This is a genomic window from Amycolatopsis sp. lyj-112, assembly GCF_046549055.1.
In the GTDB taxonomy this organism is placed as follows: domain Bacteria; phylum Actinomycetota; class Actinomycetes; order Mycobacteriales; family Pseudonocardiaceae; genus Amycolatopsis.
This window is the reverse complement of record NZ_JAJPWS010000020.1, coordinates 84,999-102,105: the sequence shown is the minus strand read 5'-3', so window position 1 is coordinate 102,105 and position 17,107 is coordinate 84,999. Positions and strand designations below refer to the sequence as shown.

Below are 17,107 nucleotides of genomic sequence, written 5' to 3'. Positions count from 1 at the left end.
CCTCAAGAACCTGCTCAGCGCAGGAAGTCGCCACCGGTGAAGTAGTCGTCCTCGTGGTCCGTCTGCTGCCGGCGCGCGGCACGCGGCGGCGCGGGCGAAGCGGGCGGCGCGGGAGGAACCGGCGGCTTAGGAGCGGGAGCGGGCCGCGGCGGAGGCGCATCGAGTTCGTCTTCGGTGACGAAGCGGTCGTCCTCGTCCGCTTCCTGGTGGCCGCCTTCGACGTAGCCGGTCGGCTCGGGCTCCGGGTACTCGGTGTGCAGCTGGCTGACCAGCTCGTTCATCGTTTCGGTGCCCGCGATCGACGGGACACCGGTCTGCATCGCGCCGGCGAGTTTGCTCTGCGCGCTTTGGACGACGCGGAGGATCTCCTGGGCGAGCGCCGGATTGTCCCGTACGGACGGACCGATCTCCAGGTCCACGAGGTTGCCCGCGTGGTTGACCTTGACCGAGATCTGGCCGTCCTTGCTGCGTTCGGACACGGAGACGCCTTCGATCTCGGTCCGCATCTGGTTCGCCTTGCGCTGCGCGTCGGCCAGCTTGGCCTCGAAATCAGCGAAGAGCTGCTCAGGGTTCGACACGCGAACCTCCCCGTTCACGTCAGTAGCCATTCGGCGACCGAGTGTGGCATACCGGTCTGACGTCGGGGAACGTTTCCGGTGCATCCGCGACCCGGTCGTGTGGATCACCACAACGACCCCCGGTTTTCCCTACCTTGGGTCGGCGGTCAGCCCGCTGTCTGCGCAGGTCAGCTGTCCATACCGTACTGATCATGACGATTTCGGACTGGAAACGCGCGGTCTACGCGCTTCTCGCGCTCCCCGGCTACGTCGGCGGCGCCAAGGCCCAGCGTGGTCTCGCGCGACGTTGGCTCGGGCGGACGAGCGAGGCCCGGCCGCGGTTCGTGGCGGCCTTCGGTCCGAGTGCGGTCGCGTTCCTTCTCGCGTTGCTGCTCTTCTACCTCGTCGGGCGGATCGCGACCTACGGGCTGTTCTGGTCGGGGAGTGGTCCGGAGGGCACGTGGGGCGGGCCGACGCTGGTGGGGGCGTGGATCGTGCACTTCTTCGTCGCGCTCGGCATGGCCGTTCCGATCTTCCTCGCGCTCCGGCCGCTCACCCGGCTCCAGGCCCGCCTTTTGAGTTGATGCCGGCATCCGCGTTTCTTCCGGGCCTGCCGTACTGACCACCTAGAATGCCTGGATGAGCAACCCCAGCCGCAGGGGTCGCGAGCGGGCTGCGACCGATCAGGACATCCGCCGGACGGCGAGGGCGCTCCTGGTCGAGCAGGGCCCGGAGGCCGTGACCTTGCGGGCGATCGCACGCGAGCTCGGCATCACCGCACCGGCGTTGTACCGCTATTACGGCTCTCGTGACGATCTTGTCGAACATCTGCGATCCGACGTCGTCGCGGATCTCGCGGCCGAGCTGGCCGAGGACATCGCGCAACTCCCGTCCGAGGGCGCGCTTCAGCTTTTCGCCATCTGTAAGGGGTTCCGGCGCTGGGCGCTGGCGCACACCAAGGAGTTCACGCTGGTCTTCGCCTCACCGGCGACGCTGGGGGGAAGCCGGTTGGACGAGCCGTTCGGGCGGATCTTCCTCGCCGCGGCGGGACGCGTGCTCGCGATGCACGACCTGGTGACCCCGTCGGACGACGTGGTCCCGGCCGAGCTGCGCGACGACCTCACCTCGTTCCAGGCCGAGCTGCTGGCCGTACTCAAGGAATCCGGTGCGACTTTCCCGCTGGAGAAGCTCGACCTCGGCGTGACGTACCTGATGATCCAGTTCTGGGCCCGGCTCTACGGGCACGTCACGCTCGAGGTCTTCGGCAACTATCCGATCCCGTTCTCGAAACCGGACGTCCTCTTCGACGCGATGCTGGCCGATCTCGCCGGCGAGATCGGCCTGACCACGGGCTAGGCCGCGTGCCCGCCGTCGACCGAGACGGTCGTCGCGGTCACGTACTTGCTTTCCGGCCGTGCCAGGAACGACACGGTCGCCGCGACCTCCGCCGGCGAGCCGTAGCGGTCGAACACCGTCATGCTTCGCTGGTCAGCGGCGTACGGGCCGTCGGCCGGGTTCATGTCGGTGTCGGTCGGGCCGGGGTGCACGATGTTGACGGTGATGCCGCGCGGGCCCAGTTCCCTTGCCAGGCCCTTGGTCAGGCCCAGCAGCGCGGTCTTGCTCACCGCGTACAGCGACATCCCCGGTCCGGGCACACGATCGGACACGCAGCTGCCGATGGTGATCACGCGCCCGCCGTCGCCGAGGTGCCGTGCCGCGGCCTGCGTGGCCACGTAGACACCGCGGACGTTCACCGCGAGCACCCGGTCGATGTCTTCCACGCTCGTCTGGTCGAGCGGGCCGACGAAGCCGACGCCCGCGTTGTTGACCAGCACGTCGAGCCTGCCGAATTCGGCGACCGCCGTCTCCACCGCCGACGAAATCGCCGCGGCGTCGGCACTATCGGCCTGGACGGCCAGTGCGCGGCGGCCGAGTGCCTTGATCTTGTCCACGACGCCGGCCGCGAGTTCGGCGTTGTTCTGATAGGTGAGTGCGACGTCTGCGCCGTCCTCGGCGAGCCGGATCGCGGTGGCGGCACCGATTCCGCGGCTGCCGCCGGTCACCAAAGCCACCTTGCCGTCGAGGGTCATGCGGTGTTCTCCGTTCGATTTCGTTGTCCTTGAACAACTCCATCGAATCGCCTCATGACCCTCGACGCTGGCGCAATTCGGTCTTGGTGTTACAGCAGCCATCGCGTCTACAGGACGATGTTGACCAAACGCCCGGGGACGACGATCACCTTGCGCGGCGTGCCGTCGCCGACCAGCGCCGCGACCTTCTCGTCGGCCAGCGCGGCCGCCTGCACGGCGTCCTTGTCCGCGTCCGCGGGCACGGTGACGCGCGAGCGCACCTTGCCGTTGACCTGGATCGGGTACTCCACGGTGTCTTCGACCAGGTACTTCTCGTCGACGACCGGGAACGGCCCCTGCACCAGGGAATCCGCGTGCCCCAGGCGCTTCCACAGCTCCTCGGCGATGTGGGGGGCCAGCGGCGCCAGCATCAGCACCAGACCCTCAACCAGTTCACGCGGAGTCGCCTCGGCCGAGCCGTAGGTCTTGGTGACGTGGTTGTTCAGCTCGATCAGCTTCGCGCCGGCCGTGTTGAACCGCAGTTCCGCGTAGTCCTCGCGGACACCGGCGATCGTCTTGTGCAGCTGCTTGCGATCCGCGTCGGTGGCGGCATGAGTGGACACCCGCAGTTCGCCGGACTCCTCGTCGACGACCAGCCGCCACAGCCGCTGCAGGAACCGCTGCGCGCCGACGACGTCCTTGGTCGCCCACGGCCGCGAGACGTCCAGCGGGCCCATCGACATCTCGTAGAAGCGGAAGGTGTCCGCGCCGTAGTCGGTGGCCATCTGGTCAGGGGTCACGACATTCTTCAGGCTCTTGCCCATTTTGCCGTATTCCTGCGTGACCTCTTCGTCGCCGAAGAAGAACTTGCCTTCGCGCTCCTCGACCTGATCGGCCTGCACGTAGACGCCGCGGGCGTCGGTGTAGGCGTAGGCCTGGACGTAGCCCTGGTTGAACAGCTTCCGGTACGGCTCGCCGGAAGACACGTGGCCCAGGTCGAACAGCACCTTGTGCCAGAACCGCGAGTACAGCAGGTGCAGCACCGCGTGCTCGACACCGCCGACGTACAGATCCGTGCCACCCGGGTCGTCGACGCCGTGCTCGGCGGGACGCGGGCCGACCCAGTAGGCCTCGTTCTCCGGCGCGACGAACACGTCGGGATTGGTCGGGTCCAGGTACCGCAGCTGGTACCAGCAGGAACCCGCCCAGTTCGGCATCGTGTTGATGTCGCGGCGGTAGGTCTTCTTGCCGTCGCCCAGATCCAGTTCGACCTCGACCCAGTCGGTGGCGCGCGCCAGCGGCGAGGACGGCGTGCTGTCCTTGTCCTCCGGGTCGAAGGTCACCGGCGAATAGTCGGCGACCTCGGGCAGTTCGACCGGCAGCATGCTGTCCGGCAGCGCGTGGATCTGGCCGTCCTCGTCGTAGACCACCGGGAACGGCTCGCCCCAGTAGCGCTGGCGCGAGAACAGCCAGTCGCGCAGCTTGTACTGGACGGTGCCGCGGCCGTGGCCGTTCTCTTCCAGCCAGCCGATGGTCGTCTTCTTGGCTTCGACGACGCCCATTCCGTCCAAGAAGCCAGAGTTGATCGCCGGACCGTCGCCGGTGAACGCCTTGCCTTCGAAGCCTTCCGTCGGCTGGACGGTGCGGATGATCTCCAGGCCGAACTTCTCGGCGAACTCCCAGTCGCGGGTGTCCTGGCCGGGGACGGCCATGATCGCGCCGGTGCCGTAGCCCATCAGGACGTAGTCGGCGACGAAGACCGGGATCTCCTTGCCGTCGGCCGGGTTCACCGCGTAGGAGCCGGTGAAGACGCCGGTCTTCTCCTTGTTCTCCTGACGGTCCAATTCGGACTTCCGTGCCGCGGCGGCGCGGTAGGCGGTGATGGCTTCGGCCGGGTTGGCGGCCTCGCCGGTCCAGCGCGCGTCGACGCCTTCCGGCCACGTCGCGGCGGTCAGTGCGTCGACCAGCGGGTGCTCGGGCGCGACCACCAGGTACGTGGCGCCGAACAGGGTGTCCGGGCGGGTGGTGAAGACCTCGATCTTCTGCTCGCCGGACTCGAACGAGACGCGCGCACCGTGCGAACGGCCGATCCAGTTGCGCTGCATGGACTTGACCTTTTCCGGCCAGTCCAGCAGGTCCAGGTCGTCGACCAGGCGGTCGGCGTAGGAGGTGATGCGCATCATCCACTGACGCAGGCTGCGGCGGAACACCGGGAAGTTGCCGCGTTCACTGCGGCCGTCGGAGGTGACCTCTTCGTTCGACAGCACCGTGCCCAGCCCCGGGCACCAGTTCACCGGCGCCTCGGAGAGGTAGACCAGGCGGTGCGTGTCGATGATCTTCAGCTGCTCGGCGCGGGTCAGCTCGCACCAGTTGCGGCCGTCCGGCGTACTGCGTTTGTCCTGCGCGTACTCGGTCTCCAGTTCGATGATCGGGCGGGCCTTACCAGCCTTCTCGTCGTACCAGGAGTTGAAGATCTGCAGGAAGATCCACTGGGTCCACTTGTAGTAGTCCGGGTCGATCGTGGAAATCCGGCGGCGCTCGTCGTGGCCCAGGCCCAGGCGCCGGATCTGGCGCAGATAGGTCTGCATGTTCTCTTCGGTGGTCTTGCGCGGGTGCTGCCCGGTCTGGACCGCGTACTGCTCGGCGGGCAGGCCGAACGCGTCGAAGCCCATCGTGTGCAGCACGTTCCGGCCGATCATCCGGTGGTACCGCGCGAAGACGTCGGTCGCGATGAAGCCCAGCGGGTGCCCGACGTGCAGACCGGCGCCCGACGGATACGGGAACATGTCCTGGACGAACAGCTTGTCCGAGGGGACCTCGCCGCTCTCGTCCGCGAGCGGGCCGACCGGGTTCGGCGCGTGGTAGGTGCCGTGGTCGGACCAGTAGTCCTGCCACCGCTGCTCGATCTGGCCAGCCAGTTCCGCCGTGTAGCGGTGCTGGGGGGCCGCGTCGGCGCCGCTGGGCGCTTCGCTCGCCTGGTTCATCGCCGAAATCCTCCGTGCTCGTCAAGCCACTCCAGAAACAACTCGACCCCTCAGCCCGGAGGGCATGAGGGGTCGCCGCGCTGGTCCCGGCCGATCGGCCAAGGTCAGCGCGGCAGGCTAAGGAGCAGCCGAGCCGTGTTCATGAGCCCAGTTTAACCCGCTGGTCAAAGCCGTTCCGAGGGGACCGCCAGAGCGATGAACTGGGTCACCTGCGTGGCGGAGAAGTTGTTGTCGCTGACGAGCACGAGACTGCGTTCGCCGTTCGGCAGCCGCGGCCCCCACGTCATCCCCTCGACGTTGTCCACAGTGGACAACTTGAAGTCCGCGAGGTCGGCGAGCAGGCGCTTCTTGACCGGCTTCACGTTTTTCGCATCGGCCAGCGACGGGAGTTTCACGATGTTCGTGGCGCCCTGGGTGTCGATTTCGTAGATGCGGATCTTGTTTCCGACACCGGTGACGAACGCGCGTTCCATCACCAGGTAGCGCGTCGGGTCGGCCTGGTCGACGGCCAGCAGCGACGAGACGCCGGTGGTCGCGAACGCACCGGGCGGGTTCGGCGCCGCGAAGACCTTGTCCTGCGGATACGCGAACTGCGCGAGCACCGGCCCGAAACGCGACTGGAGGGTGATCCGCGAAAGACCACCCGCGGTCGTGGTCGGCTCCGGGCCGTCCTGCAGCAGCGAGCCCTCGACCGAACTGGCGACGAGCGAGCCGAAACCGGCGAAAGTGATGCCCTCGAGGGCGAGGTTCTGCCGCGGCCCGGCCGTCTCGGTCATCTTCTCGTTGGCGGGGATCGGCAGGTCGCGGACGTAGGAGCCGTCGCGTTTCGCCTCCCGGATCGACGGATCGATCCGGGCGGCCGCCGACCGCTCGCCCTCCTGCGACCAGAGGTAGTGGCCGGTCCACGGGTCGACACGCAGCTCTTCGGGGTCGATCGTCTGCATGTTCTGAGGCTGCGCGGGGTCGTTCTTGGCGAGCGGCGGATACGGCGTGCCGTCGGGACGCAGCAGCGGCCGGGTGCCGGTGAAGGCGACCGGGCCGAGGCCGTCGGTGCCCAACGAGAACTTCGCCGTGTAGTACCGGGCCGGGTTGATCGCGGACCGGTCGTCGCAGATCAGCGCGTATTCGCCGGTGCGGGGATCGAAGTCGATGCTGGACAGGCCACCGACGACGGTGCCCTCGTAAGGCAGGAAGTTCGGGACGATCTGTTCGCCGATCAGGCGCAGCGGACGGTGACCCGCTTCGGCGGCGGGTGCCGCCATCAGGGTGAGGGGAACGACCCCGACGAGGGCGGTGGCTAGGACTCTGCGTGACATGGCCTGTAGCACAGTCGATCAGGGTATCCGGCAGGTTGCCAGGACGTCACGCTTATCCTCGTGGAGTGTTCGTCATAGCGCTGGTCCCGATCGTGCTGGGTGTCCTCGTCGGCTGGGGTGGCTTCCTCGGTCTGCGGGAGAAGCTGCCGCGTGAGCGTGGCGCCGGCGTGCGCACCGCCGCCACGATGCGGAGCGAGGACGCCTTCCGCCTCGGCAACAAGGTCGCCGGGCTCCCGACGCTGGCGGGCGGCGTGATCGCCGTGCTCGCGGGTGTCGCCGGGCTGGTCATGCCGACGACGTTCGGGCTGCTGCTCGGCTCCTTCGTGGGCGTCGTCGGGCTGATCGCGCTGGTCGCCGCCGGGGGAGTGCTCGGCAACCGCGCCGCCGCGACCGTTCCCGCTCCCGAACCCGCCGCGCCGGCCGCCCCGGCCGGTTGCAGCGGCTGCTCCTGCGGGACCTGCGGTGTCTTCAAGAAGACCGACACCGCCAGCGCCTAGTTTCGCTGGAGGTCGCCCGGGTGGGTGGCCAGCAACGCGAGCGGAATGCCCTGGCGGCGCAGCACCTGGCCCCAGAGGTCATGGCTCGGCGAAGCGAGGACGTCGCTGGGCAGCGCCGGGACGATCAGCCAGTCGTCACGTTCGATCTCGGTCGCCAGCTGACCGGAGTCCCATCCCGCGTACCCGGCGAAAACGCGCACGCCGCGGACCTTCGGGACCAGGATCTCGGGATCGGTGTCGAGGTCGACCAGGGCGACCGGGCCGCGCACCGCGATCACCCCGGGCACGCTCGACGCCGTCTCGCCGGTGCGGAGGGCGGCCAGGCACAGAGCCGTCTTCTTCTCCACCGGACCGCCGACGAACACCGACTGGGGTTCGGCGACGTGCCCACCCCAGTTGGGCAGCACGTCGTACACCGGAACGTCACTCGGCCGGTTGAGCACGACACCGAGCGTTCCCTCGTCCCGGTGATCTATGACGAACACGACGGTCCGCCGAAAGTTGGGGTCGAACATCGTGGGGGCGGCGACCAGGAGCGTTCCCGGTTCTACCTCGGCGTCCGCTGGCACGTCCGCCATGATCCCACTTCGAGCGGAGACAAATCGTCCGGCCAGGGAACAACAGCATCACGAGCACCGTTGGACACTCCAGGTCGGTGCGCTTTCCGTGTCCCCCGGGCTCACTGAAGAACCGCCTTTGTGGAATACCGTCCGGCTGGAGCCACACTGCGCATAGCCGCCGAGAGGCGACCTCAAAGCGCACCGGCCGCCCATTTCCGGGGAAAGGGCAGTACGTCCCCGCCCAGGGCATTAGGGTGACGCCTATCGACACCGGGTGGCGTATGCCCGGGATCAAGCACTTCCGGGGGCTTCCTTGACTACGGCCGGCGACGACAGCGCGCGCCTCGAAGCGCGCAATGCCGCCATGAAGGACCAGGTCGACACCCTGCTCGAGCAGTTCGAGCGGCAGACCGCGCAACTTCGGGACGCCCAAGAGGCCGCCTCGCAGATGTCCGCGACGGTCGTTTCGCAGGACGGTCTCGTCCGCGCCACCATCGACGCCACGGGCACGCTGGCCAAGCTGGAGATCCAGCCGAACACCTTCGAGCGGACCACTCCCGCGCAGCTGGCCAACACCGTGCTGAACCTGGTCCGCCAGGGATCGCTGCAGGTCAAGCAGCAGGTCGCCGATCTGATGGCGCCGATCACCGAAGGCCTGCCCGACCTCTCGGACCTCATCGACGGCGCGCCGTCGTTGCAGGGGCTGATGCCGGCGATCCCGGACTTCCTCGCCGACGAGGACGAAGAGGCCGCGCCGGTCAAGTCCGACGAGGACTTCGCGGACCCGTTGCTGCGCAACGACGCGACCCCGCCGACACCGCCACCGGCCCCTCCCGCGCCGCCGGCGCCGAAACCGATTCCGAAGCGCGTGCGTCAGACGCAGGACAACGATGAGGAAGAGCCGCCCTCGAGCTGGCTGACCAGGGGGGTCTGATGACCAGCGGTGGTGGCGGTGGCGGATTCACCGCGGATCCGGACGGGGCGATCACGGCCGCGGCCAAACTGGGGACGGCGGCGGACCAGCTCGACGACGCCGGCAAGGAACTCATGGCCGCGATCAACTCGCTCGGCCAGTGCTGGGGGAACGACGACGCCGGCAAGGAGTTCGCGAAGGACTACGTGCCGGGCGCGGAAGGCTCGTCCGAGGGTTTCGCGAACATCGTCGAAGCGCTGCGGGGGATGCAGCACAACGTCGAACGGTCGATGACCGCGTTCAAGAACGCCGAAGAAGAGATCAAGACGACGCTGGACAAGAAGGCCTAGCGACATGGGTATGGAGATGCCCGACGCGGTCAAGTGGCTCTTGCCGATCGTCGTCGGGGAAAGCTGGCCCGAAGGCGACGAAGACAAGCTTCGCGACCTGCGCGACGCCTGGCACAACGCTTCGAAGGCCGTTCAGCCGATCGCCGACACCGCGACCAAGGGCGCCACCGAGGTCCTCGGCAGCTGGACCGGCGAAGGCGCGGAGAAGTTCGCCGAGGCGTGGAAGAAGTTCGTCGAGGGCGACGAGGCGTACTTCAAGTCCCTCGCCGATTCTTCGCAGGCACTCGGCGACTCGTGCAACGCGACGGCGCTGGACGTCGAGTACACGAAGTACATGATCATCATTTCGCTGGTGATCCTGGCCGCGCAGATCATCGCGATGATCGCGGCGGCAGCGGTGACCTTCGGTGGTTCGACGGCCGGGATCGCGCCGGCGCAGATCGCCACCCGCATGACCGTCCAGATGATCTTCCGGCAGCTGATGCAGAAGCTCGCGCAGGAAGGCTTCAAGAAGGTCGCGAAGGAACTCCTCGAGAAGCTTCTCAAGGAGGGCCTGAAGAAGATCGGCAAGGAAGTCCTGCAGAACACGGCGATGAACCTCGCCATGGACGCGGGCATCCAGGGCCTGCAGATGGCCAAGGGCGACCGCGACAGCTGGGACGTCAGCAAGACCAAGGACTCCGCGATCAGCGGCGCCGTCGACGGTGTCGTCGGCGCGGGCAGCAGCAGTATCGGCAAGGGCGCCACCAGGGGACTTTCGGACAGCGTGGGCGGCCAGATCGTCGACAGCGCCGCCCGGGGCGCCGTGCGCGGCGCGGCCGAAGGCGTCGCCAGCACGGTCGGCCAGGCCGCCGTCACCGGTGACCTCGACAAGCTTTCGGCCAAGGACGTCCTGATGGGCGCCTCCGGCGGTGCCGTCGGCGGCGGTGTCGACGGGGCGAAGAGCCAGATCGGCGACATCCGCGCCGCGAACACCCCCGATCCGTCGACAGGCCCTCCGACGCCGGACATCGACACCGGGGATCCTGGGACGCCTTCGCGGCCGCCCTCTCCGGATTCGTCCACTCCGGACAGTGGTTCGTCTTCGGACCGCTCGTCTTCCAGCCGCGACTCTTCCAGTGGCGACTCGTCCAGCCCGGATTCGTCGAGCAGCAGCCGTTCCGGGGATTCCTCGGGCGACTCCTCGTCACGGGGATCGTCGGAGCCAGGGCCGCAGACGCGCTCCGACGGCGGGAACCAGTCGTCGCAGCAGCAGGCACCTCAGCAGGCTTCGCAGCACTCGCCGTCTTCCGACGGTGGCCCGCAGCGCGCGCCGGACAGTTCTCCGGGCAATGACCGGGTCAGCCAGTCTTCGACACAGGCGCCGGAACGCACGGCGGACGCCCCCGCGAACAACGGTGACGGCCAGCGCGCGGCTTCACCGGCGGCCGCCCAATCCCAGCAAGCACCGTCTCAGCAAGCACCGTCCCAAAATGCCCCGACGGCCGGCGACAACGGTGCCGGACAGCAGCAATCTCCGGCGGGTAACCAGCAGCAGGCACCCGCCGCGGCGGCTCAGGCTCCTGCCCAGACGCCTGCCCAGGCACCGGCTCCGGCCCAGTCGGGTGGCGCGCCTTCTTCCGGCGTTTCGTCCTCTAGTGGCGGTTCTTCCGGTGGTTCGTCGTCCGGTGGGTACGGCATGGCGTCCAACTCGGGTTCGAGCACGCCCGGGTCCTCGGGTGGCTACGGCATGGCGCCCGGCGGCAACCCGCCCGGCAACGGACCCGCGCCCGGCGGCGGGTTCCCGCCCGGTGGTGGCCACGATCCGGGCAGGCCGCGGCCGCACGACGGCGTCCAGGCCGCCGGGTTCACCGGGAACAACGGGCCTCAGCAGCCGCGGTTCGATCAGCCGCCCGCCCAGATGCCCTTCCAGGGTCAGCCGATGCCGCAGCAGGGACCGCCGCCCGGCGGGTTCCCGCCTCCGCCGCCTCCTCAGGGCGGTGGCCCCATGCCTTCACGCGGACAGTCGGGGCCGACGGGACCGCAGGGTCCGCGCCCGACGGGGTCGCAGCCCCCGCCTCTGCACCCGGGCAACGGCGGACCGATGCCGCAGGACCGGCCGCAGCAGCGTCCTCAGCAACCGCCGCAGGGCCAGCCGCCCCGGCCGCCGCAAGGCCCGCAGGGTCCTCAGGGCCAGCAGCCACCCCGTCCGCAGCAGGGCCCGCAGGCCTATCAGGGCAGGCCGGGACCGGCTCCCGGACCGAACGGCGGGGTTCCGCCGCGCCCGCAGATGCCTCCGCCCGGCCCGCCGCCGCCTGGTCAGCGCGGCCCCGGTGGCTACCCGCCGCCGCCCCAGTCGCCTCAGGGTCCTCGGCCTCCGCAGCAGGGCAACGGCCCGCTTCCGGGCAACCGTGGCCCCATGCCGCCTCCGCCTCCGCCGGGCCACCGTCCGATGGGCGGCGAACAGCCACGCTTCGGTGGGCAGCCGCCGCAACGTCCGCCGCAGTTCCCGGCGCAGCGACCTGGCCAGGACGGGAACGCGGGCCCCGGCCCGCAGCGTCCGCCGCAGCAGCAGGGCGGGCCGGTGCGTCCGATGGACCGCGCCCCGGGCCAGGCCATGCCGCAGGACACCGCGCCTCCTCGGGACCCTGCTCGGGAGCAAAGTCCGCAGCAGCAACCGGCCGAGCCTTATCGCGGGAAGCTCGACGACGACGTCGACCTGCCCAAGGACACCGAGACTCCCCAGGACGTCGACGCCCCGAAGGACACAGAGGCTCCGAACGACAACGACACCGCCACCCGCATCGACGAGCCGTACCTGACGGACCCGGGCTTCCACACCGACGACCCGGCGGCCTACCGCGCGCTGGCCGAAACCCAGATCGACAAACGGGGTTTCGACCCCGAGACCAACGAAGCGCGGAGCGAGCAGGTCCGCCGCGAAGGCCTCGCCAAACGCGACGCCCACGAGGACCCGCGCGTCCAGAACATGTCCGATCAGGGCGCGTACGCGGTGCACAGCTACACGCGCACCGACATGGCCGAGGCGATCACCCACGCCCAGCGCCACGGTGGCCCGGAACTGGACGCGCTCCGCCCGCATATCGAGGCGATCACGTCCGGCCTCAACGAGATGCCCGCGTACGAAGGCGTCGTCTCGCGGCGGGTGAACTTCCACGGCAACGAAAGCGCCATCCAGGGGTTCCTCGACGCGCACCGGCAGGGCGGCGTCCTCGTCGACCCGCAGATGCTGAGCACGTCGCGGGTCACCGACGCGCATCCGCGCAGCACGTTCCCCGGTGAAGTCGAGATGCGCATCCAGTCGAAGACCGGACGCCACATCGAGGATCTCGCCTCCATCAAGGACGAGCGCGAAGTGCTGATGAAGTCGGCGACGCAGCTGCGCGTCACCGACATCCACAAGGGGCCGGGACACCCCGACCACCCCGAATACCGGGCGAAACTGGAGGACGGCACCGCCAACGACCTCCCGAAGTGGATCGTCGAGTGCGAAGAGGTCGTACCCGGCGACGACGGCCACCTCACCCCGGACCAGGTCCAGGAGAAGGTCGCGGAGCGGCGCGACTTCAACAACGCCGAGCAGGAGCGGCTGGCCCAGGAAGAGGCCGACCGCGACGCCCAGCTGCGCCGCGACCACCCCGAGCTGTTCGGGACCGGCTTCGCGGGACTCGAGACCAAGGTGTCCGACGGCAAGGGCGGCTACGTCGACCCTCCCGCCGACGCCCCGGTCCGCCAAGCCCCGAGGCAGCACGCTCCCGAGGCCGGCTGGTCGGAACTGGCGAAGCCGCTCGAAGAGGGCGGGACGCCGGTCATCCACGCGGGTTCGGCCGAGACCCCGCATCAGCAGGTGCGGCTCCTCGCGGACGAGCTTCCCGAGGCCGGCGAGGTCAACACCCGCAACTACTACGCGCCCGATTCGTGGAAGGACGGCTACCAGACCAACTCGGCCGAGGCGCTGGTCGCGTTCGAGGACCGGATGAACGGGGGCGACGCCGTCGCCGGACCGTCGACCGGGGGCTCGCCGCTGCAGCACGTCAGCGATCAGGTCGGTGGCCAGTGGTCGGATCAGAACGGCTTCGCCGATGTCGCCCGTGACCTGGGTGAACGTCCGGTCGGCGCGCGGACCGCGGTGGCGTTCGAGCACCACGCGGCCGCCGAGCCGAACGCTCCGGAAGGCTCGCCTCGCTCCCAGGACCGGGTCGAGACCCGGATCGTCGCGGCGGTCAACACTCCGCACGGTGTGGTCTTCACCGACCCGATGACCGGGCGGCTCGCGACGCTGCCCGACAACCCGACGTCGATCAAGGCGATGCCGATGGGCGGCGGAGACGCTCCGCACGCCCAAACGCCGGAAGCGCCTTCGCAGTCCCACGCGGACAAGACCGACGAACCCGCCCGGACCGAAGACACCGGTCAGGAGCAGGCCAAGTCGCCTGCCGAGCGGCTGCGCGGCGACGACGAGCCGCCGCCGGTGGACCGGTCCGACGACCAGCCTGCACCCAAGACCGAACTCGACATCAGCGAGCGGCTCAAGGGCACCGATGAAGCACCGCCGCGGGTCGACGAGAGCTACGTCAACGACAACGATTTCCGCGGTTCGCCCGACGACCACAAGAGTCTGCGCGACCGGTACGACAACGCCGAACACGCCGAGCAGGCCCGCGCCAAGTCCGCCCAGCGGCTCGAAGCGAGCCCGCTCAAGGACCGCGTCTCGCCGGAGGCCGCGGAAGCGATCTACTCGTACTCGCGCGAACACGCCTACGCGATCAACGAAGCGAACCGCCAGGGTGAATCGCACCCCGGCTTCGAGAACGCCCAGCGCAGCACCCGGGCGATCGTCGGCGCGCTGAACGAACTGCCGGACTTCCACGGCGAGGCCATCCGCGGCATCGACACCAAGGGTGACGTGCGTGCCGCCGGGATCATGGCGGCGCACTACGAGGTCGGCCAGACGGTCCCCGAGCCGACGATGACCAGCTCCACCATCAAGACGTCGCCGGACACGAAGTCGAAGTTCGGCGAAGACGTCGAGATCCACATCGTCTCGAAGACCGCGAAGGACGTTTCGTCGCTCGCCGAGAACCCTCGCGAGAACGAGGCGATCACCAAGCCGGCGACCCAGCTTTACGTGCACAGCAAGGAGTTCAAGACTCCGCCGCTGGTCGACCGGCCGAAGTGGGTCATCCACGCCGAAGAGGTCACTGCCGGCGACCCGCGCTACCTCGACCCCGAGACCGCCAAGCAGAAGATGGACGAGCGGCGGGCCCGGCACAACGCGGAGGCGCCGGAACTCGCGCGTCTCGCGCAGGAACGGTCGATGGCGCGCCTCGGCGGTTTCGACGAGCCGACGACCCCGCCGATCACCGCCGAAAATCCGGCGGACCACGGCGTCGCGGACGCCGACAAGGGGCCCGAGTACGGCGAACAGCCCGCTCAGGACCACGACGCGACCGATCAGACGATGGAGCTGCCGGTCCCGGAGCGGGACTACTCGTCGATGGCGGTGGCGACGAACCCACCGAGCGAACCCGCGATCCACGCCGGTTCGGCGAGCCCGGAGCAGCAGGCCGCCTACGTCCGCGACCGGCACCCGCGGCTCGGCGAGGTCAACCCGCACTTCAACGACCCCGACGCGCTGGCGAACGGCTACCACTCCAACTGCACCCGGACCCCGGGCGCGTACATGGACCGGATGCAGGGCATCGACTCGACGGCCGATCCGCTGCTCGTGCACGAGATGGACAGCCGCGGCACGCTCGAGCACATCGAAGAGCGCTTCGGCAGCGAGTTCTCCGACCGGGCCGACTACGACACCGTCATCCGCGAGATGCGGGACATGCCGACCGACCATCACGCCGTCGTGGCGGTCAAGTACCTCGACGAGAACGGTGTCGAGCGCGGCCACGTCGCCATGGTGGCGAACACCCGGGACGGCGTCGCGTTCCTCGACCCGCAGTCGGGTGCGCTGATGAACCTGCCGCAGCCGCCGCTGAGCATGCGGCTGATGCACGTCGGCGTGCCGGAAGCCCCGGCGGCGCAGCACACTGACGCCCACACCACCCAGACCGACACGGCGTCGACCCGGCCGGTCGACCCGAGGGTCGCGTTCGCACGGCCGGATCAGCCCGCCGACCCGCGGATCGCCTATGCCCGGGAAGACGCGCCCGACGTGCAGCCGTCGCGGATCGGGCCGGACGGCCGTCCGATCGTGACACCGCCGCGTGACGGCGGCTACGGCATGGCCTCCCAGGCACTGCCGGAACCTCCCACGCACGTCGATCCGCAGGTGCGTGCCGACACCGACCGCCTGCTCGCCACTCCGGAATTCGAGGCGGCGCTCGCCGGGCTCGACGACACCAGGGATCGGGTCAGGATCACGACCGACGACGGTGTCCTGCACGACCTCGGGCCGCTGAGTGACTTCATCCGCGACCACCTGCCGGGGCATCCGCAGCTCGTGGAGCTGATGCTGGACCCGGAAAACCGCTACCTCAACGATTCCCTGCTGCACAATCCGAAGACCATCGGCAGCCTCCTGCAGCATCCGGAAGCCATCCCGATGCTCGCGGACGCCCTCCAAGAGGCGCACTCGAACGAATACCGCCTGATCGACGACGTCGAGCAGGCAGGCCCCGGCGAGACTCCGCTGACCACGGAACAGCGGGAACTCGCGCAGACGGCGGCCGACCTGGCCGCCGGCTCGGAGCCGAGCGAGCGGGTCCATGCCGGTTTCCCGGATGAGCACGTCGGCGACATCCCCAAGATCAAGGAGTTCCTCGCCCGCGAGGAGGCCGCCTGGGCGGAGAACCAGGGGCGGCTCAACCGGATCGTCGACGAGATCGCCGGGGACAACGACGGCACGGCGGGTGCCCGGACCGAACCCAAGACGGAAACCCGGGCGCTGGCGAAGATCGCCAAGTACCAAGGTGACGCGTCGCGGCTCGTCGACCTGGTGGGCGCGAAGATCCAGTTCAAGACCGTGGCCGACGCCTACAACGCGTTGAACGCCGTCATGGCACATCCGGACCTGAAGATCGTCAGCTTCGACGACCGGTTCGCGAATCCGCAGGCGAGCGGGTACCGCGACCTGCAGATGAACGTCCGGCTGCCGAACGGGCACGTCGCCGAGCTGAGGCTGCACCTGGAGAGCATCGACGACGTCGCCGTCTTCGAGCACGCGCTGTACGAGGTTCGCCGGGACTTCCCGACGTACAACCGGGCGATGGACGAGAACCTCGGCGACTCGGCGGGTGAAGACGCGAGGAGCCAGGGCAGGCTGACCAGGGAGCAGGCACAGCTGGAGGCCGCGTTGATCAACCAGGTGCGGGTGAAGTTCATGGAAGGCCTGCGGCTGGGGCTGCCGAAGCCCCCTGAGGAGAGCGCGTGATCGAGACACCGGCCTACTTCACCTATTACGCGCAGACCTACCGGGTCGAGGCGACGCCGGACGGCGGCCTCACCGGATACCTGCTGAACCTCCGTTCCGGCGAGTTCGAGGAGGATCCGAGTCACGTCCGCGAGGTCCTTCGCGCGATGGCGAGTTCGGATATCAGCAAGGTGCCCGAGCAGAAGTTCGTGCAGGAGACCGAGTTCGCCCGCGCGCGCTACCTCAAGGGAGAGGGGGCCGTCTTCGCGCTCTACGAGACCATCGACGGCCTGTACGACCAGGCTCGGCGAGAAGAGCGCGGGATGCAGCCACAGGAAGTGGCCTTGATCCAGTCGCTCCGCAAGCGCACCTTCAAGATGTGGGAGGACGAGCTGGCCCGCCGCGCCGCCGGAGAATCGCCGTCGTTCCGGTCTGAGCCGCGTTTCCCCGAATACAAACCGCCGGCGGAAGGGGACTCACCATGAGCCCGCTCAG

12 protein-coding genes are annotated in these 17,107 nt (G+C 69.0%); 7 read left to right on the top strand and 5 right to left on the bottom strand.

Translation table 11 applies throughout. The features are described 5' to 3' along the window. Window positions 1-14: 14 nt before the first annotated feature. A complete protein-coding gene (locus ACLJRL_RS38405; RefSeq protein WP_410661308.1) occupies window positions 15-578 on the bottom strand; it encodes a YbaB/EbfC family nucleoid-associated protein in 564 nt (187 codons plus the stop codon). Window positions 579-769: 191 nt separating this feature from the next. Between ACLJRL_RS38405 and ACLJRL_RS38400 the strand changes: the two genes are divergently transcribed. Next, on the top strand, window positions 770-1,141 hold the full coding sequence (locus tag ACLJRL_RS38400; protein WP_410661307.1) for a hypothetical protein: 372 nt from the start codon (window positions 770-772) through the stop codon (window positions 1,139-1,141). A 55-nt stretch (window positions 1,142-1,196) separates the two neighbouring features. Next, complete coding sequence (locus ACLJRL_RS38395) at window positions 1,197-1,913, top strand: TetR/AcrR family transcriptional regulator (protein ID WP_410661306.1); 717 nt, start codon at window positions 1,197-1,199, stop codon at window positions 1,911-1,913. On the opposite strand, the gene ACLJRL_RS38390 is transcribed toward ACLJRL_RS38395, so the two are convergent. The 3 genes from ACLJRL_RS38390 to ACLJRL_RS38380 all read right to left on the bottom strand — a co-directional run bounded on the left by ACLJRL_RS38390 (window position 1,910) and on the right by ACLJRL_RS38380 (window position 6,926). Then, on the bottom strand, window positions 1,910-2,647 hold the full coding sequence (locus tag ACLJRL_RS38390; protein ID WP_410661305.1) for a 3-oxoacyl-ACP reductase family protein: 738 nt from the start codon (window positions 2,645-2,647) through the stop codon (window positions 1,910-1,912). The two genes, ACLJRL_RS38395 and ACLJRL_RS38390, sit on opposite strands and share 4 nt — an antisense overlap. 107 nt (window positions 2,648-2,754) lie before the next feature. Next, the gene (gene leuS / locus ACLJRL_RS38385; RefSeq protein WP_410661304.1) at window positions 2,755-5,610 is read right to left on the bottom strand and encodes a leucine--tRNA ligase; all 2,856 of its coding nucleotides are present in this window, start codon (window positions 5,608-5,610) and stop codon (window positions 2,755-2,757) included. Window positions 5,611-5,774: 164 nt separating this feature from the next. Then, the gene (locus tag ACLJRL_RS38380) at window positions 5,775-6,926 is read right to left on the bottom strand and encodes an esterase-like activity of phytase family protein (RefSeq protein WP_410661303.1); all 1,152 of its coding nucleotides are present in this window, start codon (window positions 6,924-6,926) and stop codon (window positions 5,775-5,777) included. Window positions 6,927-6,991: 65 nt separating this feature from the next. On the opposite strand from ACLJRL_RS38380, the gene ACLJRL_RS38375 reads away from it, so the two are divergent. Continuing rightward, a complete protein-coding gene (locus ACLJRL_RS38375) occupies window positions 6,992-7,423 on the top strand; it encodes an SdpI family protein (RefSeq protein ID WP_410661302.1) in 432 nt (143 codons plus the stop codon). Here the strand turns inward: ACLJRL_RS38375 and ACLJRL_RS38370 are convergent. After that, on the bottom strand, window positions 7,420-8,001 hold the full coding sequence (locus ACLJRL_RS38370; protein WP_410661301.1) for a YqgE/AlgH family protein: 582 nt from the start codon (window positions 7,999-8,001) through the stop codon (window positions 7,420-7,422). The two genes, ACLJRL_RS38375 and ACLJRL_RS38370, sit on opposite strands and share 4 nt — an antisense overlap. A 295-nt stretch (window positions 8,002-8,296) precedes the next feature. Between ACLJRL_RS38370 and ACLJRL_RS38365 the strand changes: the two genes are divergently transcribed. The 4 genes from ACLJRL_RS38365 to ACLJRL_RS38350 are packed head-to-tail and all read left to right on the top strand — an operon-like array spanning window position 8,297 to window position 17,097. Beyond that, a complete protein-coding gene (locus ACLJRL_RS38365) occupies window positions 8,297-8,917 on the top strand; it encodes a YbaB/EbfC family nucleoid-associated protein (protein WP_410661300.1) in 621 nt (206 codons plus the stop codon). Next, window positions 8,917-9,246: a WXG100 family type VII secretion target gene (locus ACLJRL_RS38360; protein WP_410661299.1), complete on the top strand. Its 330-nt coding sequence runs from the start codon at window positions 8,917-8,919 to the stop codon at window positions 9,244-9,246. The genes ACLJRL_RS38365 and ACLJRL_RS38360 overlap by 1 nt, the downstream gene beginning before the upstream one ends. Window positions 9,247-9,256: 10 nt before the next feature. After that, window positions 9,257-16,633, top strand: coding sequence for a toxin glutamine deamidase domain-containing protein (locus ACLJRL_RS38355; protein WP_410661298.1), 7,377 nt, complete (start codon window positions 9,257-9,259; stop codon window positions 16,631-16,633). Continuing rightward, entirely contained in the window at window positions 16,630-17,097 is a 468-nt protein-coding gene (locus ACLJRL_RS38350; RefSeq protein ID WP_410661297.1) for a hypothetical protein, read from the top strand. The genes ACLJRL_RS38355 and ACLJRL_RS38350 overlap by 4 nt, the downstream gene beginning before the upstream one ends. Window positions 17,098-17,107: the final 10 nt, after the last annotated feature.